Source organism: Hymenobacter edaphi (assembly GCF_003258365.1).
Classification (GTDB): Bacteria; Bacteroidota; Bacteroidia; order Cytophagales; family Hymenobacteraceae; genus Solirubrum; species Solirubrum edaphi.
Map to the genome: position 1 here is coordinate 792,159 of NZ_QHKM01000001.1, position 17,541 is coordinate 809,699.

General features: G+C 65.1%; 14 protein-coding genes. 8 read left to right on the plus strand and 6 right to left on the minus strand.

The annotated features are described in order from the left end of the window. Positions 1-65: 65 nt before the first annotated feature. The gene (locus DLM85_RS03185) at positions 66-1,400 is read right to left on the minus strand and encodes a tetratricopeptide repeat protein (protein WP_111476610.1); all 1,335 of its coding nucleotides are present in this window, start codon (positions 1,398-1,400) and stop codon (positions 66-68) included. A gap of 368 nt (positions 1,401-1,768) precedes the next feature. Between DLM85_RS03185 and DLM85_RS03190 the strand changes: the two genes are divergently transcribed. From DLM85_RS03190 to acs, 4 genes are all read left to right on the plus strand, one after another. Next, entirely contained in the window at positions 1,769-2,692 is a 924-nt protein-coding gene (locus tag DLM85_RS03190; protein WP_111476611.1) for a M28 family peptidase, read from the plus strand. A gap of 315 nt (positions 2,693-3,007) precedes the next feature. Then, complete coding sequence (locus tag DLM85_RS03195; protein WP_111476612.1) at positions 3,008-4,504, plus strand: MFS transporter; 1,497 nt, start codon at positions 3,008-3,010, stop codon at positions 4,502-4,504. Positions 4,505-4,718: 214 nt separating this feature from the next. Then, a complete protein-coding gene (locus DLM85_RS24880; RefSeq protein ID WP_133256861.1) occupies positions 4,719-4,961 on the plus strand; it encodes a hypothetical protein in 243 nt (80 codons plus the stop codon). A 351-nt stretch (positions 4,962-5,312) separates the two neighbouring features. Beyond that, positions 5,313-7,229: an acetate--CoA ligase gene (gene acs / locus DLM85_RS03200; protein WP_111476613.1), complete on the plus strand. Its 1,917-nt coding sequence runs from the start codon at positions 5,313-5,315 to the stop codon at positions 7,227-7,229. Positions 7,230-7,488: 259 nt separating this feature from the next. Here acs and DLM85_RS03205 read toward each other — a convergent pair whose 3' ends face one another. The 3 genes from DLM85_RS03205 to DLM85_RS03215 all read right to left on the minus strand — a co-directional run bounded on the left by DLM85_RS03205 (position 7,489) and on the right by DLM85_RS03215 (position 11,961). Then, entirely contained in the window at positions 7,489-10,071 is a 2,583-nt protein-coding gene (locus DLM85_RS03205; protein WP_111476614.1) for a T9SS type A sorting domain-containing protein, read from the minus strand. 176 nt (positions 10,072-10,247) lie between these two features. Further along, positions 10,248-10,793 (minus strand): hypothetical protein, encoded by a 546-nt coding sequence (locus DLM85_RS03210; RefSeq protein WP_111476615.1) that lies wholly within the window; start codon positions 10,791-10,793, stop codon positions 10,248-10,250. 13 nt (positions 10,794-10,806) lie between these two features. Further along, positions 10,807-11,961 carry a zinc-dependent alcohol dehydrogenase gene (locus DLM85_RS03215; protein WP_111476616.1) on the minus strand — a complete coding sequence of 385 codons (1,155 nt, stop codon included), beginning with the start codon at positions 11,959-11,961 and terminating at the stop codon, positions 10,807-10,809. A 321-nt stretch (positions 11,962-12,282) separates the two neighbouring features. On the opposite strand from DLM85_RS03215, the gene DLM85_RS03220 reads away from it, so the two are divergent. After that, positions 12,283-12,885 (plus strand): SET domain-containing protein, encoded by a 603-nt coding sequence (locus DLM85_RS03220; RefSeq protein ID WP_111476617.1) that lies wholly within the window; start codon positions 12,283-12,285, stop codon positions 12,883-12,885. Between the two features lie 76 nt (positions 12,886-12,961). Then, positions 12,962-14,323 (plus strand): MATE family efflux transporter, encoded by a 1,362-nt coding sequence (locus DLM85_RS03225; RefSeq protein WP_111476618.1) that lies wholly within the window; start codon positions 12,962-12,964, stop codon positions 14,321-14,323. 59 nt (positions 14,324-14,382) lie between these two features. Here the strand turns inward: DLM85_RS03225 and fahA are convergent, their stop codons facing one another. Next, entirely contained in the window at positions 14,383-15,663 is a 1,281-nt protein-coding gene (gene fahA, locus DLM85_RS03230) for a fumarylacetoacetase (protein WP_111476619.1), read from the minus strand. Between the two features lie 396 nt (positions 15,664-16,059). On the opposite strand from fahA, the gene DLM85_RS03240 reads away from it, so the two are divergent. Then, positions 16,060-16,734, plus strand: coding sequence for a hypothetical protein (locus tag DLM85_RS03240; protein WP_111476621.1), 675 nt, complete (start codon positions 16,060-16,062; stop codon positions 16,732-16,734). 18 nt (positions 16,735-16,752) lie between these two features. Next, positions 16,753-17,037 carry a hypothetical protein gene (locus DLM85_RS03245; protein WP_133256862.1) on the plus strand — a complete coding sequence of 95 codons (285 nt, stop codon included), beginning with the start codon at positions 16,753-16,755 and terminating at the stop codon, positions 17,035-17,037. Between the two features lie 111 nt (positions 17,038-17,148). On the opposite strand, the gene DLM85_RS03250 is transcribed toward DLM85_RS03245, so the two are convergent. Continuing rightward, positions 17,149-17,478 carry a NifU family protein gene (locus DLM85_RS03250; RefSeq protein ID WP_243635854.1) on the minus strand — a complete coding sequence of 110 codons (330 nt, stop codon included), beginning with the start codon at positions 17,476-17,478 and terminating at the stop codon, positions 17,149-17,151. Positions 17,479-17,541: the final 63 nt, after the last annotated feature.

Sequence of the window (17,541 nt, forward strand, 5' to 3'; positions counted from 1 at the left end):
GGCAGGGCGGACGAGAAGTGCTAAAGTACACTCCCGTCAACACTCAGCCGGCCAAAGTAGCTGCCTTACCGCGCCAGACTCAGCGTGCTGGCCCCGGCGGCCACGCGCTTGCCGGCCTTGCGCGGGCCGTGCTGTTCCTTGAAGTACGCCTCGGCGTCGGAGGCCATTTCGGAGTAGGGCTCGGCCTGCGCCTTCACCAGCGCGAAGTAGCGCGTAGCGGCCGACCAATCCTGCTGCTGCTGGGCCAGCTTGGCCAGGTTCCAGTACGCGTTCAGGTAGTAGCCGCCGCGGGTGTCGCCGGTGGTTTCGGCGAAGACCAGGCAGCGCTGGTACAGCTCCCGGGCCTGGGCCGGGTTCTTGTAGCGGTACTGCTGCAGGTAGGCCAGAAAGTAGCTGGCGTAGCGCCCGCTCACGGCCTCGTAGCCCGCCTGCCCGCGGCCCAGCTTGTCGAGGATTTCCTGGCTGACCCGCTCACACTCGCGGATCTGGCCCTGGCTGAAGCACAGCTGGGCGTAAGTGCGCTGGAAGTAGGGGTTGTCGGGGTATTTGGCGGCCAGCGCGCGGGCCAGGGGCAGGGCCTCGTGGGGGCGGTGCTCCTCGTACTGCAGAATCTGCAGCAGGAAATATTGCGTTTCGGGCGCGGTGTAGAAGCCGTTGGCGGCCACGTGGCGCAGCTGCTGCAGGCCCAGCTGCCGGTTGCCCTTGGGGAAAAACAGCAGCACCGGCTTCAGCAGCGGGTAGTTGTCCGCAATCCAGGGCGCGTAGTAGTTCAGCAGGCCCTGGCCGAACAGAAACTCCGGGCTGAGGTGGTTGGCTTCCTGGCTTTTGGCGAGGTAGTCGAGGGCGTGCTTGCTGCTGACGGTGGCCCGGCGCCAGTTGCGGCGCAGCGCGTTCAGGCGGGCATCGAAGCCGTAGGCGGCCGAGAGGAAAAAGCAAGCCTCGTAGTTGTGCGCGTCCTGGGCGTACAGCGCCTCGGCCTTGGTAATGGCCGTGTCCATGTACGCCAGGAAGGGCCGGTCGTGGCTGGTGGTCTGCAGCTGCGAGGGCACCATCTGCCACCACTGCGCCAAGCCCATCAGAAAGTAGGGCATGGGGTGCTGGGGGTAGCGGCGGCGCAGCGAGCGAAACTGCCGCTGGGCCTTGTCGTGCTTGAAGTTGTAAAGGTTGTCGACGGCGCCCTCCAGCTCCAGCCGGATGTCGGGGTTGACGAGCAGCCAGCCCTGCACCGCTTCGGGGTTCACGTCCACGTTGGCCAGCTGCACCACGCGCAGCGTGTCGGCGGCCGATTGGGCCCGGGCCACCGGGGCGACCAGCAGCAGGCTCACGACGGCCAGCAGGCCCGCGGTGGAGCGGCGGAGCCGCAGAGTAAGCAGGAAGAAGCAGAAGTAGAGTTTACCCATGCAACGGCGGCTGGCAGGCTGAAGGCAATCCGTAACGCGGCTGCCGGCTAATAGTACTTATTCGATGTCGATTCGGTCGGGCGACAAGCAAAGCTGGCAAAAAAGTCTAATTGCCACGCCGGATTTGCCTGGGCCCGTCGAACCCCGTGCAAATCTAAGAAGCTTGCTGCCTTGTTGATACGGGGTGCTTTTACTTTGTGCGTCGAAAATTCAAAATAGGAGAAGCTTGTTTAAGTGTATATTGTGATTGTGCAAAATATCAGTTAAGGTGCCGCGCCGGGAGCTGATTTGTAAAATTCACATAGCCTAATATTGATCCGGATAAAATGTACTGGTGCCTTCCCCGGGGTCGTTGTCTGCTCTTCTCTATGCGTCTGCCCCTCATCATAGCCCTCCTCAGCCTGCTGATTGCCGGCCGCCACCCGGCCGCAGCCGCCGCCGCCGATTCCGCCCGCCTGCGCCGGCACCTGCAGTACCTCGTCGCGACTCCGCAGCCGCGCAACCACCAGCACGTCGCCGTGCTCGACTCGGTGGCCCGCTACCTCGGTCGGCAGCTGGGCCGCAGCGGCGGCCGCGTTTCGGAGCAGCCCTACCAGGCCGGCGGCCAGACTTACCGCAACGTCATTGCCAGCTTCGGGCCCAAAACCGGCCCGCGCCTCATTGTGGGGGCGCACTACGACGTGTGCGGCGAGCAGCCCGGCGCCGACGACAACGGCTCGGGCGTGGCCGCGCTGCTGGAGCTGGCCCGCCTGCTCGGCCAGCAACCCGCGCTCCGGCAGCGCATCGACCTGGTGGCCTACACCCTGGAAGAGCCACCCTACTTCCGCACCCGGCAGATGGGTAGCTACGTGCACGCCAAGAGCCTGCACGACGAAAAGGCGGCCGTGACGGGTATGGTGGCCCTGGAAATGCTCGGCTACTACGACGACCGGCCCGGCTCCCAGCACTATCCTTTCGGCCCGCTGAAGCTGCTCTACGGCGGGCGCGGCAACTACGTCACGGCCGTGCGCAAGCTGGGTGGCGGCCGCTTCGCCCGGCACTTCAGCCGCCACTACGACCGCGGCGCCCAACTGCCCGTCAAGCGCTTCATCGGGCCCGCCTGGCTGCCCGGCGTCGACTTCTCCGACCACCTCAACTACTGGCAGTTCGGCTACTCGGCCCTGCTGCTCACCGACACCGCGTTTTACCGCAACCGCAACTACCACCACGCCACCGACTCGCTGGAAAAGCTGGACCTCCGCCGCCTGGCCCTGGCCACCGATGCCGTGCTGGCCGCCCTGCTGCGGCTGTAGCGCGGGCTTCAGCCCGCGTCCGGCCGCGCCGTATGCGGGTTTCGCGCTGGAGATGCCGCCGGCTCAGCCTTGTCACCCTGCAGTTCTGCCCGTGGCCGTCTGGTTCCGGCCCCCGAACGGCGTACGGCAACCCGAAATCGGTAACGCAAAACCGGCGGGCAAGCGCGGACGGACGCGGGCTTCAGCCCGCGCTTGCCCGCCGGGCGAAACCGTTTCTGATAGGTTTTGGCGGCCGGAATAGGAGGGTACAGGCAGGTTTGGGCCCGGGGGCGTGTACATTGGCAGCCGCGTCCTTTCCACCACCAGCCGATTCCCATGCCTTCCCAGCTCCCGCACCGCGCCCCGGCCACCGAAACCCGGGCCGCGGGTGCCGCCTCCGCCCCGGCGGCCCACGACAACAACGACGTGCCCGTCGGCAAGATCTGGCAGGTTATTTCGGCCTCCTCGGTGGGCACCGTCATCGAGTGGTACGACTTCTACATCTTCGGCTCGCTGGCCGCCATCATCGGACCGGTGTTGTTCGGTTCCGAAGGCAAGCCCGAGGATACCCTGCTCGGGGCGCTGGCCGTGTTCGGGGCGGGCTTCGTGGTGCGGCCCTTCGGGGCGGTGTTCTTTGGCCGCATCGGCGACATGATCGGGCGCAAGTACACCTTCCTGCTCACCCTGCTCATCATGGGTGGCGCTACCGTCGTCACGGGCCTGATTCCGAGCTACGACAGCATCGGCGTGGCGGCCCCGCTTATCGTGCTGGTGCTGCGGCTGCTGCAGGGGCTGGCCCTGGGCGGGGAGTACGGCGGCGCGGCCACCTACGTGGCCGAGTATTCGCCCGACAAAAAGCGCGGCTACTTCACCAGCTACATCCAGATTACGGCCACCGCCGGCCTGATCCTGAGCATCCTGGTGATTGTGCTGACCAAGAAGTCCATGTCCGACGCGGCGTTTAAAGACTGGGGCTGGCGAGTGCCCTTCCTGCTCTCCTCGGCCCTGATTGTGGCCTCGTACTACATCCGCCGCCGCCTGCACGAGTCGCCGCTCTTCGCCAAGGCCAAGGCCGAGGGGCGCACCAGCCAGCACCCGCTGCGCGAGTCGTTTCTGAACCCGGTGAACCGCCGCCTGGTGCTCATTGCCCTGTTCGGCGCCACCATGGGGCAGGGCGTGGTGTTCTACACCTCGCAGTTCTACGCCTACTCCTTCATGCAGAACACGCTGAAGCTCGACCTCATCGACGCCAGCATCGTGCTGGTGGTGGCCATGGTGCTGGCCACCCCGCTGTTCGTGTACTTCGGCGCCCTTTCGGACCGCATCGGCCGCAAGCGCATCATCATGACCGGCATGCTCTGCGCGGCCCTGTTCACCGTGCCCTTGTTCTACGGCCTGCAGGCCTACGCCGGCCCGCTGACGGAAGTCACGCCCGCCACCGTGGATGCGGCCGGCAACACGGTGGCGGGCGTGCAGAAGGCCCTCACGCCCAACCTGCCGATGATGACCGCGCTGACCTTCTGCCTGGTGCTGTTCGTCACGATGGTCTACGGCCCCATTGCCGCCTACCTGGTGGAGCTGTTCCCGACGAAAGTGCGCTACACCTCCCTCTCCGTGCCCTACCACATCGGCAACGGCGTGTTCGGCGGCTTCGTGCCGCTGGTCGCCACCTGGATTGCGGTGTGGGCCAAGGCCCAGCCCGAAGGCTCGTTTTTTCAGCAGCACGCCGCCTTGTCGGGCTTGCTCTACCCGGTCATCATCGCGCTGGCCTGCTGGATTATCGGCACGGCGCTGATGAAGGACGTGCGGGGCGTGAAGCTGATCCAGGAATAAACATCGGCCTGCTAGGGTCTGTGGACAGTAACCAAAAAGGAGGTTCTGTGCTCCCCAGGCCGTCATGCTCATCTGGCGTCCGCCTGTCGAAGCATCTCTACCGCTTCGTCTGGGCTCGTTCAACGAAGCGGTAGAGATGCTTCGACAGGCGGACGCCAGATGAGCATGACGTTCTTTTGGCTTACTGTCCACAGACCCTAGCTCTCTAACGTCTGTGAGTAGCTTCTACGTCGGTTCAAACCGTGTAAATCCGTTTAGAAGCGACGGAAACGGACGTAGAAGCAGCGGAAACCTTCTTAGAAGAGCCGCAACGAACGTAGAAGCACCGGAAACGGACGTAGAAGCGCCCGCAACGGATAAAGAAGCACCCGCAACGGATAAAGAAGCACCCGCAACGGATAAAGAAGCACCCGCAACGGATAAAGAGGCGCCCGCAACCAACAAAGAAGCCGTTTAACGGACGTAGAAGCGGCCGAAACCAACGCAAAGGCTGTTCGACGCACAAAGAAGCACGCGCACCGGACGTAGTGGCGCGCAGTACCGACGCAGAAGCTGTTGTACAAATAACGGAGCGCCCCGAACCACCTGAGCAGCAAGCTGGCAGCGAAGGGGGTAGGGGATATGGCGCGGACGTTCCGGGCGCGTCGCGCAGCACGACTTCCGTCCAGGCGTCAGCAGCGCGACGCGCACGGAACGTTCAGGCTACGTCTTGTTCTGCGACTCCTGCGCCACATTCTGCGACAATCCGACAACGCGGGCGCAGCCGCTTTTTCGTAAACTGCCGCTCCTACCTACCAGTCACCTCCTCATGCCTCAGCACCCCCGCATTCGTTCCGTTGAAGAGTACCAGCAGGCCTACCAGCGCAGCGTCCAGGACCCCGACGCGTTCTGGGCCGAGGTGGCCGAGCCCTTCACCTGGCGCCGCAAGTGGACCTCGGTGCGCGGCGGCGCGTTTTCGCCCGAAGGCCGCAGCACCTGGTTCGACGGCGCCCGCCTCAACATCACCGAGAACTGCCTGGACCGTCACCTCGCCCAGCGCGGCAACAAGCTGGCCCTGATCTGGGAGCCCAACGACCCCAAGCAGCGCCACCTGCGCCTGACCTACCGCGAGCTGCACCAGGAAGTGTGCCGCTTCGCCAACGTGCTCCACAACCTCGGCGTGGAGAAGGGCGACCGGGTGTGCCTCTACATGCCCATGATTCCGCAGCTGGCCATTGCCGTGCTGGCCTGCGCCCGCGTCGGGGCCATTCACTCGGTGGTCTTCGCCGGCTTCAGCAGCACCGCCATTGCCGACCGCGTCAACGACGCGGAAGCCGTCTTCGTCATCACCGCCGACGGGCTGAACCGCGGCCCCAAACAGATTCCGGTGAAGCGCGTGGTGGATGAGGCCCTGGCCCACTGCCCCTCGGTGCGCAAGGTGCTGGTGGTGGAGCACCTGGGCTGGCCGGTGTACATGCACGAGGGCCGCGACGTGTGGTACCACGAGGAAGCCGAGGGCGTGGCCAAAACCTGCCCGGCCGAGGAAATGGAAGCCGAAGACCCGCTGTTCATCCTCTACACCTCCGGCAGCACCGGCAAGCCCAAGGGCGTGGTGCACAGCACCGCCGGCTACATGGTGTGGGCCGATTACACCTTCCGCAACGTGTTTCAGGTGGAGGAAAACGACGTGTACTGGTGCACCGCCGACGTGGGCTGGGTTACCGGCCACTCGTATTTGCTCTACGGCCCGCTGCTGGCCGGTAGCACCTCCCTCATGTTCGAAGGCGTGCCGACCTACCCCGACGCCGGCCGCTTCTGGGAAGTCATCGACAAGCACTCGGTGAGCATCTTCTACACCGCGCCCACCGCCATCCGAAGCCTGATGGCCGCCCCGCTCGACAACGTGCTCAGCTACTCGCTCGACTCCCTGCGGGTGCTCGGCTCGGTGGGGGAGCCCATCAACGAAGAGGCCTGGCACTGGTACCACACCCACGTGGGCAAGGAGCGCTGCCCCATCGTGGATACCTGGTGGCAGACGGAAACGGGCGGCATCATGCTCTCGGCCCTGGCCGGCATCACGCCCTCGAAGCCCGCCCACGCCGGCCTGCCACTGCCCGGCGTCGAGCCGGTGCTGCTCACCCAGGAAGGCCAGGAAATCGAGGGCAACGACCAGGAAGGCTACCTGGCCATCAAGGCCTCCTGGCCGGCCGTCATCCGCACCACCTGGGGCGACCATGAACGGGCCGAGCAGACTTACTTCAAGCCCTACCCCGGCTACTACTTCACCGGCGACGGCGCCCGCCGCGACCCGGACGGCCTCTACCGCATCATCGGCCGCGTCGACGACGTCATCAACGTGTCGGGCCACCGCTTCGGCACGGCCGAAATCGAAAACGCCATCAACCAGAACCCCCACGTGGTGGAGTCGGCCGTAGTGGGCTTCCCGCACGACGTGAAGGGGCAGGGCATCTACGCCTACGTCATTCTGCAGGGCGGCGTGACCGCCAAGGACACCGACAAGGCCCACATCGAAGCCAGCGTCATCGAAACCGTCGTGGCCGAAATCGGCAAAATCGCCCGCCCCGATAAGATCCAAATCGTGTCGGGCCTGCCCAAGACGCGCTCCGGCAAGATCATGCGCCGCATCCTGCGCAAAGTGGCCGAAGGCGAAACCAGCAACCTGGGCGACACCACCACCCTGCTCGACCCGGCCGTGGTCGACGAGATTATCGGCGGGCGGAAGTAGGCCGCAAGCGACGGTTCACCCCGCCGTCATTGCGAGCGAAGCGCGGCAATCGTTCCTCTCGCGGCACAAACGGCCCAGTTGGCAGAAGCCAAAACAGCACCGCCCGAAACCTCGCATCTGCAGGTTTGGACGGTGCTGTTTTTGGTTGACGCGTAGTGTCCCGTCTCTGCTACTAGCGGAAAGATTGCGTCGCTTCGCTCGCAATGACGGCGGGTGAGCCGGCGCTACCGCAACAGTGCGCTCAATACGGTCAGGGCGCTTAGTGCGTCACCACCACGCGCTGCTGGTATAGGCCCGCGCTGCCCACGACCTGCACCAGGTACAGCCCGGTGGGTACCGCCGTCAGATGCAGCGCGGCCGCCGTCTGGCGGGCGGGCACCCGATGTAGCTGCACCAGGCGACCCTGCAAATCGAGCAGGCGCAGCTGCTCCGCGCCGGCGGGCAGCTGCACCGTTACCTGCTGCCGGGCCGGGTTGGGGTAGAGCGTGAGCGGCTGGGGCCGCTTGCCGGCCGGCTGGGTAGCTAAGGGGGCGTTGGTGAGGCGGGCCAGGCCGATGCGCGGCTGCCCGGCCACGTAGCGGAACGAGCCGGAGAGCAACAGTTTGCCGTCGGCGGGCTGCGGCGTGACCTGGGCGAGGTGGTCGTCGCCACCGAAGATGCTGGCGGGAATGGGCACGGGCGCGAAGCTGGCGTCGGGGCTGCCATCCGGGTGCAGGCGCACCAGGGTACTGGCCGGGCCGGCCCCCAGCGTATTGCCGGTGATGTTGCCCGTGGTGGCCAGAATGCTTCCGTCGGCCTGCACGTAGCGCGGAAAATAGTAGTCGGAGAGGCCGGTAAACGTCGGGTCGACGGCGCCGGTGGTGGTCAGGCGCGTCATCCCGTAGGGCGTGGGCTGACCGTTGAAGCTGGTGAAGCGCCCGCCCCAGACGAGGAGGCGGCCGTCGGGCTGGGGCAGCACGCCCAGGGTCCAGCCGGCGCCGGTGGCCGGGTTCGGGCCGGTACCGGTGCTGAACGTGTTGTCGACGGTGCCGTCGGCGTTGAGCTGGGTCAGGATTTCCTGGTTACTACCCAAGTAGCCGGCCCATTTGTAGAGGATCTTGCCGCTGTTGAGCACGAAGACGGCCCGCACGGTGCGGATGCCCTGTGTATTACTGGGCAGGCTGGCGCTGGCCGGCGGGGTAAACGAAGCGTCCAGCGTGCCATCGGGCAGCAGGCGGGCCAGCCCGTTGCGGGGCACCCCGTTGTACGACGTGAACACGCCGTACACCAGCACCTTGCCATCGGGCTGCACCACCGCCCCGTTCAGCCCCCCGCCGATGTCGGTGCCGTTGCCGGTGCGGCCGGCCGTTGGCAGGAGCGTAAAGCCGTTGTCGAGGGCGCCGCCGGGCAGCAGGCGCCGCAGCGGGTTGGGCGCGTAATCGAGCACGTAGAGGCTGCCGTTGGGCAGCACCGCCTGCACGCTGCCGCCCGCGCCGGCCGCGTAGCTCGGGTCCAGGCTGCCGTCGGCGTTGAGGCGGCGCGGCAGGCCGGCCGACCCCGGCAGCGCGGTGCCGTTGAACGTGCTGAAGTAGCCGGTCACCAGCAGCTGCCCGTTGCTCAGCGGAAAGGCCTGGTAAATCGTGCCGCGGGATTCGAGCACGGGCGCAAACGCCGCGTCGAGGGTGCCGCCGGTGCTCAGGCGGGCCAGGGCCGGCTGGCTGCTGCCGCCGTACTGCGTGAAGTTGCCGCCGATGAGTAGCTGCCCGCCGCTGGTTTCCGCCAGGGCCTGCACCATCCCGTTGGGCCCGGCCGCTGGGGCAAACCCCGCGTCGAGCACCCCGTCGGCGGATACGCGGGCCAGGCCGTTGCGGGGCACGCCGTTGTATTCGGTAAACGTGCCGCCCAGCAGCACCGCCCCGGAGCTTTGCTGCGTCAGGCACATGACTAAGCCGGGAGTGGTTCCGGCCCCGGCCGTAAACGTGTTGTCAACGGCGCCCGAGGACAGCAGGCGCACCAGGCTCTGCGCCAGGTTGTTGACGGTGAGCGTGCCCGCCACCAGCAGCTTGCCGCTGGCCTGGCGGGCGAGGCTGCGCACGAAACCAATGCTCATCCCGCCCGCGAAGCTGAAGCTGGTATCCAGCGACCCATCGGCGTTCAGGCGCATCAGGCTGCCAGTGAACTGGCCGTTGAACGTGGAAAACGAACCGCCCACCAGGATTTTGCCGTCGGGCTGCACCAGGAGGCTGTAGACGTAGCCGCTATCGGCCCCGGTGCTGGGCGTGAAGCCGGTGTCGCGGGTGCCGTTGGCGTTCAGGCGCACGAAGCTGCTCATGAACTCGGAGCGGGCCAGGTTATAGTCGGCGCCGCCTACCAGGATTTTCCCGTCGGGCTGCACGGCCAGGCTTGCGGAATAGACCGGCGCGCCGCTGCCCTGGCTGGAGAAAGTGTTGTCGAGGCTGCCGTTGGCGTTGAGCCGCACCACGCCCGTCACGGCGGTACCGTTGAAGGTATTGAAGCCGCCCGCCGCCAGAATCTTGCCGTCGGGCTGCACGGCCACGGCTGTCACCGGGGCGTTGGCGCCGGTACCGGCGTTGAAGGTAGCGTCCACGGTGCCGTCCGGGTTGAAGCGCTGCAGCTTGCCCGTGAGCGTGCCGCCCACGAAATCAAAGGCGCCGCCCACCAGAATTTTGCCATCGGGCTGCACCGCCAGCGTCTTCACCCCCGAATTGGAGGAGGCAGTGAAGGGCGCTTTGAGGGTAGTCGGCAGAAACGTGGGGTCCAGGCTCTGCGCCCGCAGGGCCGCGCCGGGGTAGAGCAATAAACCACCGCACAGCGCCAGGGCGAGGGGAAAACGTTTTCGCATAAAACAAGCAATGGAAGAATAACAACGGGCCCCGCAGAGCCGCCGCGCTACCGCACGAACGGGTAAAATTATCACGCGGGGCCGCAATTTTCATGGCCGGCCGCCGGGGAAAAGCACAAAAAAAGTCCGGCTGGCAAATGCCAACCGGACTTCGCAAAAAAGGACGCTGGGGCGGCCTACTCCTCGTAGTACGCGCCGCGGTAGTGCTTGCGCTTGTCGGCCTTCTTGTCGCCGGAGCTGAGCAGCACGACGGCGCCCGCAGCCACGGCGGCCACGGCCGAAAGCTTCAGGATCAGGCTGGTGCGGTTGTGCTTCCACTCCACGTCGTAGCCTTTCTCGGCCCAGATGTTGGGCAGCTTGCCGTGGGCCAGGTCTTCGATGATGCCCTCCACCACGTTTACGCGGTCGGCCAGCACCAGCGGCAGCCAGTGGCGGTAGCGGTTTTCGCTGTAGTGGAAGGCCGCCCGCCGGATCATGCCGCTCAGGCCGCTGGGCGGCTCGGGCGTGCCGAACACGGCCGACACGTTGGGCCGCTCGATGGAGCGCAGCACCTCGGTATCGACGGGCTGCAGCGACTGGGGGCGGTGCTTGCTGTCCGGGTCCTGGCCCACGTTCATGCGCTGGCGCATGGGGTAGGTCGGGTCGTTCTTAGGGTCGGCGTCGATGCCCCAGCCGGGAATCTGCTTGGGGTCGATGGGCGTGTTTATCACGTTCTGTTCCATGAGTCGGGCGGCGTTAGTGGCTGGCGGTAGGGGGCAGCAGCACGGTTTTGATGCAGTTGTCGAGCTTGGCGGAGAACATGCGGTAGCCATCGGCCACTTCCTCCAGCGGCAGGCGGTGCGTAATCAGCCCTTTGGGGTTGAGCACGCCGTTCTGCACGTGCTGAATCAGGCGGGGCAACAGGCGCTTCACCGAGGCCTGGTTGGCCCGGATGGTGAGGCCCTTGTTGAGCACGTTGCCGATGGGCACCAGGTTGTCGGTGGGCCCGTACACGCCCACGATGCTCACCACGCCGCCCTTCTTCACCGAGTTGATGGCCCAGTGCAGCGCCGTGGCCGAGCCGGCCTGCAGCAGCAGCTTGCGGCCGGTAATGGTCTGCATCGTGTTGCCAGCCGCCTCGGCACCCACCGCATCGATGACCACGTCGGCCCCGATCCAGTCGGTGATTTTCTTCACGAACACGACCGGGTCGTCCATTTCCTTGAAGTTGTAGGCTTCGCAGTAGGAGTAGTTGCGGGCAAAATCGAGGCGGTAGTCTTCCTGATCGATGATGATGACGCGGCCGGCGCCGAACAGCCAGGCGCAGCGGGCGGCCATGATGCCGATGGGGCCGGCGCCGAAGACCACCACCGTGTCGCCGTTCTGAATACCGGCCATTTCGGCGGCCTGGTAGCCGGTGGGCACCACGTCGGTGAGCAGCACGGCGTCGTCCAGGTCCATGCCCTCGGGCACGATGACCGGGCCCACGTTGGCGTAGGGTACGCGGCAGTACTCGGCCTGCCCGCCGTTGAAGCCGCCGGCGGTGTGCGAGTAGCCGAAGATGGCGCCCACGGCCGTGGCCTCGGTGTTCGACTCGTGGCAGTTGCCGAACATGCCCTGGCGGCAGAAGTGACACTCGCCGCAGGCGATGTTGAAGGGTACGATGACCCGGTCGCCGACTTTCACCTTGGTGACTTCCGCGCCGGTTTCCACCACTTCGCCCACGAACTCGTGGCCGAAGGTGCTGCCCACGCGGGTGTCGGGCACGTTACCGTTGTAGAGGTGCAGGTCGGAGCCGCAGATGCAGGTGCGCAGCACCTTCACGATGGCGTCCTGCGGGTGCTTGATTTCCGGCATCGGCTTCTGCACGGCGCGGACCCGTTTCGGGCCGCGGTAGTCCATTGCTAGCATATACTTGGTGTTTTGGGTGAGGGTGAAGCGCGAGGGAAGGACGCCGGGCCGGGGCAGCGGCCGGGAATCGGGCCTGGCCGGCACCGGCAGCGCCGCCGATGGGGGTAGTACGCCGGGAAGGTGAGAACCGGCGTTTCGGCAAGCGGAAATACGTGTTTCGCGCAGGGTTTTCGCGCGAAAGTCGTAGGCCGCCGCCGGCCGGGGCGCCACCGCTCCCCAACCGGCTGAGGGCGCCCGGGTTAGGGGGCAAAACGGACCGCTGGCACCGTCGCCGGCTTTTGGCTACTATTGCGTTTCTCCGCCTCCTGCTCTCCCTCTCTCATGATTCATCCCGACACCGAACTGCGCTTTATCTCCCCCGAAATCGGCTACGGCGTGGTAGCCACTCGCTTGATTCCGAAGGGCACCATCTGCTGGATTTTCGACGCCTTCGACCAGACCTTCAGCCCCGAGCGGGTGCGCGGGCTCGACCAGCTGCACAAGGACATCCTCAACAAGTACAGCTACCGCGACGCGCAGGGCGACTTCGTGCTCTGCTGGGACAACTCCCGCTTCGTCAACCACTCCTTCAACAGCTCCCTGGTGTCGACGGCCTACAACTTCGAGCTGGCCGTGCGCGACATTCACCCCGGCGAGGAGCTGACCGACGACTACGGCTACCTGAACGTGTGGGAGCCGTTCGACTGCCTGCCCGAGCCCGGCAGCGCCCGTACCCAGGTGCTGCCCGACGATTTGCTGAACTTCCACCCCGAGTGGGACGCCAAGCTCACGGACGCCTTCCGCCACTTCAACCAGGTGGCCCAGCCCCTGCGGCCCCTGCTCGAAGCCCGCTACCAGGCCAAAGTGGAAGCCGTAGCCGCCGGCCGCGCGCCCATGGACTCCATCCTGAACTGCTACTACCGCGGTGAGGTGGTGAAATTGTGAGGTGGTGAGTTGACGTTCAACGGGCCCATTTCAGAACATCAACTCACCATTTCACCACCTCACCACCTCACCGCCCATGTCCCGTCGCCGGCGCCCGGCGTCTTACCGCGCCATTCTCGACATTGCGGCGCCCATCATGCTGGGCAGCCTGGCGCAGAGCGCCATTTACCTGACCGATTCGGTGTTTGTGGGGCGGCTGGGCCAGGTGCCGCTGGCGGCCGTGGGCCTCGGCGGACTGCTGTTCTACCTGCTCACCACCGTGGGCGCGGGCCTGGCGGTGGCCCTGCAGATTCTCACCGCCCGCCGCATCGGGCAGGGGCGGCGCCGCGCCGTGGGCCGCCTGTTCGACAACACGCTGTACCTGAGCTTGGGGCTGGCCGTGGGGCTGGCCGGGCTGGGCTTCGTGTTGGCGCCGTGGCTGGCCGCCCGCCTCGTGGCCGATGCAGCGGTGAGTGGGCAGATGCAGCTGTACCTGCGCGCCGTGGTGTGGGCCCTGCCGGCCAGCTTTCTGTGGCACTGCCTGGCGGGCTTTTTCACCGGCATTGCCCGCACGCGCGTCATCAGCCTGAGTACCCTGCTGATGACCCTGGCCAACGTAGTGCTGAACTACGGCTGGGTGTTGGGCGGGCTGGGGCTGCCGCGTCTGGGCATTGCCGGCTCGGCCTGGGCCTCGGTAGTATCGGAGGCGGCGGGGGCGGCGGTGCTGCTGCTGGCGCTGCGGCGGCCCGGGCTGCGGCACCGCTACGCCCTGCTGCGCCACGCCCCCATGCGGCTGCCGCTGCGGCGCCTGCTGCTGATTGGGGCGCCCATTGTGGGCAAGCAGCTGGTGGAAACGGCCGGCTGGTTTGGCTTTTTCGTGCTGGTGGGTGAGCTGGGTAGTCAGGCGCTGGCCGTGTCCAACATCGTGCGCAGCGTGTACACCGTGGTCAGCCTGCCGTCGTTGGCCCTGGCCTCGGCCATCTACACGCTCACCAGCCGCTACCTGGGCCAGCGCCGCCCCGATTTGCTGGCCCCCGTCATTGCCCGCACCATCGTCCTGAGCCTGCTGGCGACCCTGCCGCTGGCCCTGCTCATCAGCCTGCTGCCGGTGCGCGTGGGCGGGCTGTTCACCTCCGAGCCGGCCCTGAACGCCGCCCTGGTGCCCCTGGCCCCGGTGCTGACGCTGATTCTGACCTTGTTTGCGGCCAGCAACATCCTTTACAACAGCATTATCGGCCTGGGCGGCGCGGGCCGGGCGTTCCAAATCGAGGTGGTGGCCATCGGGGCCTACCTGCTGGCGGCTTACGCGGCGGTGCACTGGCTGCGCCTGCCGCTGGCTGCGGTGTGGGCCACCGAGCTGGTGTACTGGCTGGTGCTGGGCGGGCTGGCCAGCAGCTTCCTGCTGCTGCGCCGCTGGCGCCGCCTGCGGGCGGAAAAGCGGCGCGAATCTGTGATTTAGTGAGTGATGCTCTGTTCGCGCGGACGCCAACGCCATTTCACTAAGTCACTAAATCACGCCTACTCCGCCGCCGGCAGCACCGTGCCGCGTACTTCGCCAAAGCCGATGCGCAGTTCGCCCTGCTGGCAGAAGCCGCGCATCACCACCGTGTCGCCGTCCTGGATGAACTTGCGCTGCGCGCCGTCGGCCAGGGTCAGGGGCTTGGTGCCGCGCCAGGTCAGCTCCAGCATCGAGCCGTAGGAATCGGGCGTGGCGCCGCTGATGGTGCCCGAGGCGTATAGGTCGCCCACTTCCAGCGGGCAGCCGTTCGAGGCGTGGTGGGTGAGCTGCTGGGCCATGCTCCAGTACATGTCCCGGAAGTTGGTGCGGCTGATGACGGTTTCGGGGCCGCCCTGCGGGGCCAGGCTCACTTCCAGCTGAATGTCGAAGTTGTGGGCGCCGGTTTGCTGCAGGTAGGGCAGGGGCTCGGGCTCCTGCGCCGGGCCCGCCACCCGGAAGGGCTCCAGCGCGTCCAGCGTCACCACCCAGGGCGAGACGCTGCTGCCGAAGTTTTTGCCCAGAAACGGCCCCAGCGGCACGTATTCCCAGCTCTGCAGGTCCCTGGCCGACCAGTCGTTGAACAGGATCAGCCCAAAGATGTGGTCTTCGGCCTCGGCCAGCGGCACCGTCTGGCCCATGCCGGTGGCTTGGCCCACCACCAGCGACACTTCCAGCTCGAAGTCCAGCTGCTGCGAAGGCCCGAAGGTCGGGGCGGCGGCATCGGGGGCCTTGCGCTGCCCGTTGGGACGGCGGATATCGGTGCCGCTGACCACGATGCTGCTGGTGCGGCCGTGGTAGCCGATGGGAATCCAGCGCCAGTTGGGCAGCAGGGCGTTGCTGGGGTCGCGGAACATGGTGCCCACGTTGGTCGCGTGCTCGATGCTGCTGTAGAAGTCGGTGTAGTTCTGGGGCTTCACCGGGCGCAGCATCTGCACGTCGCGCTGGCGCAGCAGGCACTCGCGCATGGCTTCTTCCTGGTCGCGCAGCTCGCCGTTGTCGTGGCGCAGAATCTCGCTCACGCGCTGGCGCACGGCCCGCCACGCCGGCCGCCCCAGCTTGATAAACGCGTTCAGGGACCGGCGCCGAAACACCTTGGGCTCGGTGGGCAAGTCCAGCCCGCGGAAGTAGCCGAACTGGCTTACCGCGTACAAATCCAGCACGTACTCGCCAATGGCCACGCCCACGCGGGTGCCGCGCTCCTCGGTGTAAAACACGCCGAACGGGAGGTTCTGGAGGGGAAAGTCGCTGTGGGGCGGAATGTCAATCCAGGAGTGCAGGGCGGGGTCGTTGGGGTTGGCCATGTGCGGAATCAGCAGGGTGGTGTGGGGGCAAAGGTAGAAGCGAGGCGGGAATTGGCAGAAACCGTGGCGCCGGAAGCTGAGGCTTGGTTCGAAAGCGGCTGGCTGGCTACCTTATGAGGCTGCCATTCGGGCGGATGGTAGGCTTTAGAGCCAGAAAATAAGTAGTCCCAACCCGGCTACTGCCGACTATCATCCCGCTAGAAAATGAAAAAAACATTGCTCCTGATCCTGGCTTTAAGCAGCTGCTGCAAAGCATATTCCCAGAAGATACTGACTTCGTGGAGTCAGCAGAACATAGAAAACTATACCAAAGAAATGTATGACCAAGCCCAGAGGCTAACGGCTGCCGAGCTTCTGCAGAAGAACCTGAATGATAAAAGCTGAAGCGAGGTATTTTTGACGCTGAATGCTTCCGCTAACAATTATGCAAAAGATACTGCCTATTTAAAGGCCCTTGCGGAGCGGATAACCAACAAAAAAGAAACGAAGCTTCAAGGCACGAGCAGATTAGTTATCTGGGATAGGATAACCAGCGGGGATATCACGTTCGAGGGCAAGGGCCTGGTTATCGATAACGATTTGTTTACGGTTGGCGGGCGGGCTAATCAGCTGCTGCAAAGCCTCACGAACAAGAATTTCGGCTTCGTAATCATTCATTCCAGCGACGTAGAGCTGAAAGCTATACGGGAAAAATGGCTTGGCTATTTGTCGGGTAAATCAATAGTGGAATATAAGCCTGCCGACCAGCCGAATGCCAAGATTTCGGAAATAAGTGGTCTGCCGGCAGTGGAGACCCTGATTATTTCGTTGCAGCCAAATTCAGTCAAAGATCAGCTTACCAAGAGCTGTCTGAAGCAACTCTATAATTTAGATGAAATGCCCAGGGAAAGAGGTGCACAGGCTAGCTATTGCAGCCCCGATACCTATACTTTCGCGTACCTTGGGATGTTATTCGGGGATAAGACACTGGTTGAATCCAAGGATGCGAAATGGTGGAATAACTTTTGGGCGACCAATCATGGTAAATTGGTGTGGAACCCGGGGGCTGGAATTTATGAGGTAAAGAAATAATCGGCTGAACTAAAAAACATGGCCCTAATATTCCTCGGCTCAACGTCCTGCGCCCTCTGCGGCAAAACCTTGCTGGAAGGCGACGACATCCGCGGCCTGCCGGCCTTTGCCCCCGCCGGCCACCCACTGTACGCGTATTCCGACGCGGGCTTTCACGCCGCCTGCTTTGAGGCCTGGCCGGAGCGGGAAGAAGCGCTGCGGCAGATTGAGGCCCTCGATCGGGAGCTTATCAACTCCGACCGATTCAAAGAATGGGTCGCCAAGCACGGCTGGCCCGACTGGCTGAAAAAGCGGGAAGGTTGAATAAGAAGGCTATTTTAAAACCACCGCGCCCCGCCTCCGCCGAAATTGGCAGAAGCGGGGCGCTGCTGTTGGTACTTTCGAAAAACGAAAAACCAACGACGAAAAGCGAATCTAGTTGGGCGTCGGTACGGGTGTGGGAGGCTGCGGGCGGCCTTCCTGCCCGGCGGGCTGCAGCGTCGCGTTGCCGTTGACGGCCTCCACGCTGCGGATTTCGGGCACGGCGCGCTTCACCGATTCCTCCACGCCGGCTTTCAGCGTCATCGGCGACATGGGGCAGGTGCCGCAGGCGCCGAGCAGCTCCAGGCGCAGCACCATGTCGTCGGTGATGTCGAGCACGCGGACGTTGCCGCCGTCAGCTTCCAGGTACGGGCGGATGCCGTCAAGCGCCTGTTCGATGCGCGGCAGCAGAGGATGTTCTAAAACGGGAGCAGTTGCAGACATAGTAACAAGACACGGGTCCGGGCCGTGAAGTTCGGAAAAAGAACGGGGATAAGCGGGCTCGGA